Origin of the sequence: Rhizobacter sp. (assembly GCA_021153565.1) — a bacterium.
Taxonomy (GTDB): domain Bacteria; phylum Pseudomonadota; class Gammaproteobacteria; order Burkholderiales; family Burkholderiaceae_C; genus Albitalea.
Genome location: JAJKJU010000180.1, coordinates 24,879 through 31,456, shown reverse-complemented (window position 1 = coordinate 31,456; position 6,578 = coordinate 24,879). Strand labels below are relative to the sequence as shown.

The following is a 6,578-nucleotide window of genomic DNA, read 5'->3' as shown; positions in this document are numbered from 1 at the left end:
GAACATCGTCCGGCACAAGGATCGTCCGGCACGTTGATAGCCCGTAACCGGGTCAGAGGCTGAGAGTTTTTCGAGCGTGTCCGAGCAGCGCGTCAAAAGGCGCCTGATCTAGGCGCAAAGCGCAGCCATAGCCCGGGATATGGCGAGCAGTTGCAACGACGAGCAGGGGTCTTTTGGCGTGATGAGCGGGCATGATCGAAATACTCTCAGCCTCTCAGTCCGGGGTGGGCCTTGGCGTTAACACCCGTCCGATGGGCTCCACCTGGACTATGAGTCCAGGAGCGCGTTTGCGAATTCTCGTGCGTCGAAGGTTTCGAGGTCTTCCAGCTTTTCACCCACGCCGATGAAGTAGACCGGCACGGGCCGCTCGCGTGCGATCGCCGCAAGCACGCCACCCTTGGCCGTACCGTCGAGCTTGGTGACGACAAGGCCGGTGAGCGTCAGCGCATCGTCGAAGGCCTTCACTTGCGCGAGCGCGTTCTGGCCGGTGTTGCCGTCAACCACGAGCAGTACTTCGTGCGGTGCGGCGTCTTGCGCCTTGTTGATGGTGCGCTTGATCTTGCGCAGTTCCTCCATCAGGTGAAGCTGTGTGGGAAGCCGACCTGCCGTGTCGGCGATGACCACATCGCAGCGACGCGCCTTTCCGGCGACGACGGCGTCAAAAGTGACAGCTGATGGGTCGCCGCCCTCCTGGCTCACGATCTCCACGTTGGTTCGACCCGCCCACACCGCCAGTTGCTCACGCGCCGCTGCGCGGAAGGTGTCGGCGGCGGCGAGCAGGACTATCTCGCCGGCATCTGCGAGGTGACGCGTCAACTTGCCGATGCTGGTCGTCTTCCCCGCGCCGTTCACGCCGACAACCATCATCACGGTAGGCGAAGCCTCGCCGATGACCAGTTGTTTTTCGAGCGGCTGGAGTAGCTCGGTAACGGCATCCGACAGCAGTCCCTTGACCACTGCGGGGTCGGTGGCCTTGGCCTCCTTCACCCGGCGCCTCAGATCTTCGAGCAAAAACTCGGTCGCCTTCACGCCAGCGTCGGCCATGAGTAGTGCACCTTCGAGCTCTTCATATAGCGCGTCGTCAATCTGCGTGCCGGTAAAAACCTGCGCGATGCTGGACCCCGTCTTGCGAAGGCCGTTGCGCAGCTTGGTGAGCCAAGTACTTCGTTCGGCGGCAGTCGGCTCCGCAGGACTGCTCACGACTGGAGAGGGTGGTTCGGGTACTGCAACTGGAGGGGCCACGACATCCGATGCAGGCACGGCACTCTGCGACCCGAGACCAATCTTCTCCAGCCAGCTTCTCGCCTTCGCTGGGGGTTGCACCTGCGCGGCGGGCGCTGAAGACGTTGCCTCGACCTGGGGTTCGACCGCGGTCTTTTTCTTGAAGAAACTGAACATGCTTGAGAGAGTCGCGGACGCAACGACCGGCTGAAAGAAGGATTGCAGGAGTATTGCTTCGGAGTGTCGCCCAACCCGCACGGCTGCCTGATTTCGTCACGCTATAATGTGCGGCTTAGGCGCTTTAGCTCAGTCGGTTAGAGCGACGGAATCATAATCCGCAGGTCCGGGGTTCGAATCCCTGAAGCGCCACCAAACACACAAAAAGCCTTGTAGATTCGCCTCTGCAAGGCTTTTTTCTCATCAGCCACTGGATCAACACCATGTACCGCTGTGCTTTCGCTGCTCTTACGGCAGTTTGCCTCGTCGCACCCGCTGCGGCCCAGACCCAACGCAGTTTCCCGCAGAACGCTTTGCGCGGCGCGCTAATCATCAGCTCACCATCCGACGCAATACTCAACGGGCAACCAGCCCGCCTCGCGCCTGGGCTTCGCATACGAGGGCAGAACAATATGCTCGCGCTATCGGGCTCGCTGCTCGGGCTCAAGCTGCTGGTGAATTACACGGTCGACATTCAAGGGCTTGTGAAGGATGTCTGGATCCTCACGCCGGAAGAAGCTGCAAAAAAACCCTGGCCGACAACAGCCGCTGAATCCCAGGCCTGGAGCTTCGACGCGGTCGCGCAAGTGTGGGTGAAGCCATGAGCAAGAAGGTATTCATCAAGACCTTCGGCTGTCAGATGAATGAGTACGACTCGGACAAGATGGCCGACGTGCTCCACGCCGCGCAAGGCTACGAGCCGACCACCGATGTCGAGCAAGCTGACCTCATCCTCTTCAACACGTGCTCGGTGCGCGAGAAGGCGCAGGAGAAAGTATTTAGCGACCTCGGTCGCGTGAAGCATCTGAAGGCCAAGGGAGTGATGATCGGCGTGGGAGGATGCGTGGCCAGCCAAGAGGGCGCTGCCATCATCGCGCGGGCACCCTACGTCGACGTCGTGTTCGGACCGCAGACGCTGCACCGCCTGCCCGACCTGCTGAACAAGCGAGCGCAGCAGCAACGCCCGCAGGTCGATATCAGCTTCCCCGAAATCGAGAAGTTCGACCACCTGCCGCCAGCGCGAGTCGAAGGTGCGAGCGCGTTCGTGTCGATCATGGAAGGGTGCTCAAAGTACTGCAGCTATTGCGTCGTGCCCTACACCCGCGGAGAGGAAGTCTCACGGCCCTTCGACGATGTGCTCGTCGAAGTTGCGGGCTTGGCCGACCAAGGTGTAAAGGAAGTGACCTTGCTCGGGCAGAACGTGAACGCCTATCGCGGCGCCATGGGCGGCACCACCGAAATCGCCGACTTCGCGCTCCTGCTTGAATACGTCGCTGAGATACCGGGCGTCGAACGAATCCGCTACACGACGAGCCATCCGAACGAGTTCACGCAGCGCCTCGTCGACGTCTACGCCAAAGTGCCGCAGTTGGTGAACCACCTGCACCTGCCGGTGCAGCACGGAAGCGATCGCATCCTGATGGCGATGAAACGCGGCTACACCGCGATGGAATACAAGAGCACCATCCGAAAGCTGCGCGCGGTGCGCCCTGACATCAGCCTTTCGAGCGACTTCATTGTCGGTTTCCCCGGCGAAACTGAGGAAGATTTCGCGAAGCTGATGAAGCTCATCCACGATGTCGGCTTCGACAACAGCTTCAGCTTCGTCTTCAGCCCTCGGCCCGGCACCCCTGCAGCAGCCTTGCACGACGACACGCCGCAGGGGGTGAAGCTGAAGAGGCTGCAGCATCTCCAGGGCGTGATCGAAGACAACGCCAAGCGCATCAGTGCATCGCTGGTTGGCAAGATGCAGCGCATCCTCGTCGAAGGTCCGTCGCGCAAGGACCCGGCTGAGTTGATGGGCCGCACGGAGTGCAACCGCATCGTGAACTTCAAAGGTCAGACGCGGCTCGTCGGGCAGATGGTCGACGTGACGATCACCGAGGCGTACCCGCATTCGCTGCGGGCCGAGGTGGTGATGAAGGAGGACCCCATCGCCGTTTGACATCGGGCTATGTGAGGGGCTGCGTGAGCAGACAACGCAGCTGGTTCCGACTCGCGCCCGGGTTTCGCGCTCGCGGATAACGCCGGGCTTCTCTGAATGGTGCGGCTTCGAAGAATCGGCGAAATTTCCGCCCTGATTTCATCAACTGTGGTGGACGAATCCCGCCCACCATAGACCCGCTGCGCTGGCCAGCACCATTGCGGAATAGTTCACGATCTTGCCGTCGCGACCGAACACCACAAGCGCGACGATGGCGGCAACGCAGGCGAGGCCTGCAGACCATGACCACAGCTTCAAGACCGACACGCCCGCCATGTCTCTTCGCCACACGATCTTGGCCATGACGGAGGCGAAAAATCCAATGCAGGCCGCCGGAGCTGCGAAGTTGACCAAATGCCAGAACGCGCCAAGGAAGTCCAAGAATGAGGCCCGAAAATATGAACAAGACGCACACAACAAGAGCGGGAATCGAAGACAGTCACGAGGTAGTAATGTCCATGGGGTAGCCCCTCCCGCACAGACTATGAGCCAAGCTCAAGTCCTTGAATTTCAACGAATTTTATAATCGCCCATGACCGTCCTGGCCTTCGGCCTGAGCCACACCACTGCGCCGCTTGACTTGCGCGGTCGCTTCGCGTTCTCGCCGGAGCAAATGGTGCCGGCATTGCGGGCGTTTCGTGAACGCGTGGACCGTTCGCCCGAGGTAGCGATCGTGTCGACCTGCAATCGCACCGAGCTGTACGTGGCCGGTCAGGCGCACGGCAGCGGCACGATCCTCGATCCTGCCGTCGACTGGCTGGCAGAAGTCGGCGGCGTGGCGACCCAGACCCTGCGTGAGCACGCCTACGTGCTACACGACGGCGCTGCGGCGCGGCATGCCTTCCGCGTCGCGAGCGGCCTGGATTCCATGGTGCTGGGCGAGCCGCAGATTCTCGGGCAAATGAAGCAGGCCGTTCGTGAGGCCGACACCGCCGGTACGCTGGGCACCACCCTGCACCAGATGTTCCAGCGATCTTTTGCCGTTGCGAAAGAAGTCCGCACGTCAACCGAGATCGGCGCGCACTCCATCAGCATGGCCGCGGCCTCGGTGCGACTCGCATCGCAGTTGTTCGAGGACCTGCGCGAGCTGAAGGTGCTTTTCGTCGGCGCGGGGGAGATGATCGAACTCGTTGCGACGCATTTCATGGCGAAGAACCCACGTGCGCTGGCGGTGGCCAATCGCACACTGGAGCGCGGTGAAAAACTCGCCAGCCGCTTCGGCGCTGAGGCCCTGCGCCTGGCCGACTTGCCGCAACGTCTGGCCGAATTCGACGTCGTTGTGTCGTGTACCGCGAGTTCGCTGCCCATCATTGGCCTTGGCGCGGTCGAGCGTGCCCTGAAGGTGCGCAAGCACCGTCCGATGTTCATGGTCGACCTCGCAGTTCCCCGCGACATCGAACCTGAAGTAGCCCGCCTGTCGGACATCTATCTCTACTCCGTCGACGATCTCTCGGCTCTCGTCCAGACCGCCGGAGAGAAGCGCCAAGCCGCCGTGCAACAGGCCGAAGCCATCATAGAAACCGGCGTGCAAGGCTTCGTGAACTGGCTTGACCAGCGCGGCACCGTCCCGCTCATCCAAGCACTGAATGCGCAGGCCGACGATTGGCGGGCAGTTGAAATTGCGCGTGCCCGCCGATTGCTTGCCAAGGGCGAGAACATCGATGCCGTGCTCGAAGCCTTGTCCCGCGGCCTCTCACAGAAGATGCTCCACGGCACGCTGGCCGAGCTGCACGCCGCCGATTCCGGGCAACGCAAGGAGCTCGCAAACACCGTGGCGAGGCTCTTCCTGCGCAATACCTCGCGCAACCCAGTCGACGGCCAGGATTAGCCTGAGAGGCTGAGAGTATTTCGATCATGCCCGCTCATCACGCCAAAAGGCTCGTCGTTGCAAATGCTCGCCATAGTCCGGGCTATGGCTGCGCTTTGCGCCTAGATCAGGTGCCTTTTGACGCGCTGCTCGGACAAGCTCGAAAAACTCTCAGCCTCTGAGCCGCCATACCGGGCGGTGACGTGCGGGGCCTGTGCCGCGCGGTGTTCGAAGCCCACAACCAGTTTCTGGACGAACACACGATGAAAGACTCCCTCCGTCAACAATTCCAGCGCCTGGCCATGCGGCTCGGCGAACTCGACGAGACACTCGCCGATGGCAATGTCGCGTCGGACATGAGGCGCTTTCGCGAGCTGACGCGCGAGCATTCCGAGGTGTCGGGCGTGGTCGAGCAATTCCAACGTTTCGAGCAGCGCGAGCGCGACCTCGCTGCAGCCCGCGAGATGCTCGACGATCCCGAGATGGCGGAGATGGCCAGGGAAGAGATTTCGCTCGCGCAATCCGACGTCGAACGTTTGCGCATGGAACTTCAGACCGCCCTGCTGCCGCGCGACCCCGACGACGATCGCAATGCCTTCCTGGAAATACGCGCCGGCACGGGCGGCGACGAATCCGCCCTTTTTGCCGCCGACTTGGCGCGCATGTACTTGCGCTATGCGGAGCGTCGTGGCTGGCGCACCGAGGTGATGTCGGAGAGCGTGTCCGACCTCGGCGGGTACAAGGAAGTTGTGTTTCGCGTCGAAGGCGACGGCGTGTATTCGCGGCTCAAGTTCGAGTCCGGCGGGCATCGCGTGCAGCGCGTCCCCGCCACCGAAACGCAGGGCCGCATTCACACAAGCGCCTGCACGGTGGCTGTGCTTCCGGAGCCCGATGAGGCTGAGGAGATTCAGCTTAACCCGGCTGAACTTCGCATCGACACCTTCCGCGCCAGCGGCGCCGGTGGCCAGCACGTCAACAAGACCGACAGCGCGATCCGCATCACGCACCTGCCCACCGGGATCGTGGCCGAGTGTCAGGATGACCGGTCGCAGCACCGCAACAAGGCCAAGGCGATGGCGGTCCTGGCGGCCCGATTGCGCGAGAAGGATCGCTCGGAGCGGGCAGCAAAAGAAGCAGCCACCCGCAAGGGATTGATCGGGAGCGGTGACCGCAGCGACCGCATTCGCACGTACAACTTTCCGCAAGGGCGACTCACCGATCACCGCATTAATTTGACCCTGTACAAGCTGCAGTTCATCCTCGATGGCGACCTTGACGAGGTCATCGCGGCACTTGAAGCGGCGCGCGCGGCCGAGCAGTTGGCGGCATTGGAGAGTGGCGACTTGTGAG

6 protein-coding genes and 1 tRNA gene are annotated in these 6,578 nt (G+C 62.0%); 5 read left to right on the top strand and 2 right to left on the bottom strand.

What is annotated here, in order from left to right; genetic code table 11:
* Positions 1 to 267 precede the first annotated feature (267 nt).
* Complete coding sequence (gene ftsY, locus AC30NL_RS11350; protein ID WP_489464101.1) at positions 268 to 1,398, bottom strand: signal recognition particle-docking protein FtsY; 1,131 nt, start codon at positions 1,396 to 1,398, stop codon at positions 268 to 270.
* A gap of 118 nt (positions 1,399 to 1,516) precedes the next feature.
* On the opposite strand from ftsY, the gene AC30NL_RS11345 reads away from it, so the two are divergent.
* The 3 genes from AC30NL_RS11345 (at position 1,517) to miaB (ending at position 3,382) form a co-directional block, all read left to right on the top strand.
* Positions 1,517 to 1,593: transfer RNA gene (locus AC30NL_RS11345), tRNA-Met, on the top strand.
* A 68-nt stretch (positions 1,594 to 1,661) separates the two neighbouring features.
* Positions 1,662 to 2,042, top strand: coding sequence for a hypothetical protein (locus AC30NL_RS11340; RefSeq protein ID WP_489464100.1), 381 nt, complete (start codon positions 1,662 to 1,664; stop codon positions 2,040 to 2,042).
* Entirely contained in the window at positions 2,039 to 3,382 is a 1,344-nt protein-coding gene (gene miaB / locus AC30NL_RS11335) for a tRNA (N6-isopentenyl adenosine(37)-C2)-methylthiotransferase MiaB (RefSeq protein WP_489464099.1), read from the top strand. Before AC30NL_RS11340 ends, miaB begins: the two co-directional genes overlap by 4 nt.
* Positions 3,383 to 3,523: 141 nt before the next feature.
* Here miaB and AC30NL_RS11330 read toward each other — a convergent pair whose 3' ends face one another.
* The gene (locus tag AC30NL_RS11330) at positions 3,524 to 3,724 is read right to left on the bottom strand and encodes a hypothetical protein (RefSeq protein WP_489464098.1); all 201 of its coding nucleotides are present in this window, start codon (positions 3,722 to 3,724) and stop codon (positions 3,524 to 3,526) included.
* Between the two features lie 229 nt (positions 3,725 to 3,953).
* Here AC30NL_RS11330 and hemA point away from each other — a divergent pair, with 229 nt between their 5' ends.
* Both hemA and prfA read left to right on the top strand, forming a co-directional pair.
* A complete protein-coding gene (gene hemA, locus AC30NL_RS11325) occupies positions 3,954 to 5,249 on the top strand; it encodes a glutamyl-tRNA reductase (RefSeq protein WP_489464097.1) in 1,296 nt (431 codons plus the stop codon).
* Between the two features lie 242 nt (positions 5,250 to 5,491).
* Entirely contained in the window at positions 5,492 to 6,577 is a 1,086-nt protein-coding gene (gene prfA / locus AC30NL_RS11320; protein WP_489464096.1) for a peptide chain release factor 1, read from the top strand.
* Position 6,578: the final 1 nt, after the last annotated feature.

Bases quoted from the DNA above. Each gene is read 5' to 3' on its own strand.
- AC30NL_RS11330 (WP_489464098.1), bottom strand. From the start codon at position 3,724: ATGGCCAAGATCGTGTGGCGAAGAGACATGGCGGGCGTGTCGGTCTTG.
- ftsY (WP_489464101.1), bottom strand. From the start codon at position 1,398: ATGTTCAGTTTCTTCAAGAAAAAGACCGCGGTCGAACCCCAGGTCGAG.
- miaB (WP_489464099.1), top strand. From the start codon at position 2,039: ATGAGCAAGAAGGTATTCATCAAGACCTTCGGCTGTCAGATGAATGAG.
- AC30NL_RS11340 (WP_489464100.1), top strand. From the start codon at position 1,662: ATGTACCGCTGTGCTTTCGCTGCTCTTACGGCAGTTTGCCTCGTCGCA.
- prfA (WP_489464096.1), top strand. From the start codon at position 5,492: ATGAAAGACTCCCTCCGTCAACAATTCCAGCGCCTGGCCATGCGGCTC.
- hemA (WP_489464097.1), top strand. From the start codon at position 3,954: ATGACCGTCCTGGCCTTCGGCCTGAGCCACACCACTGCGCCGCTTGAC.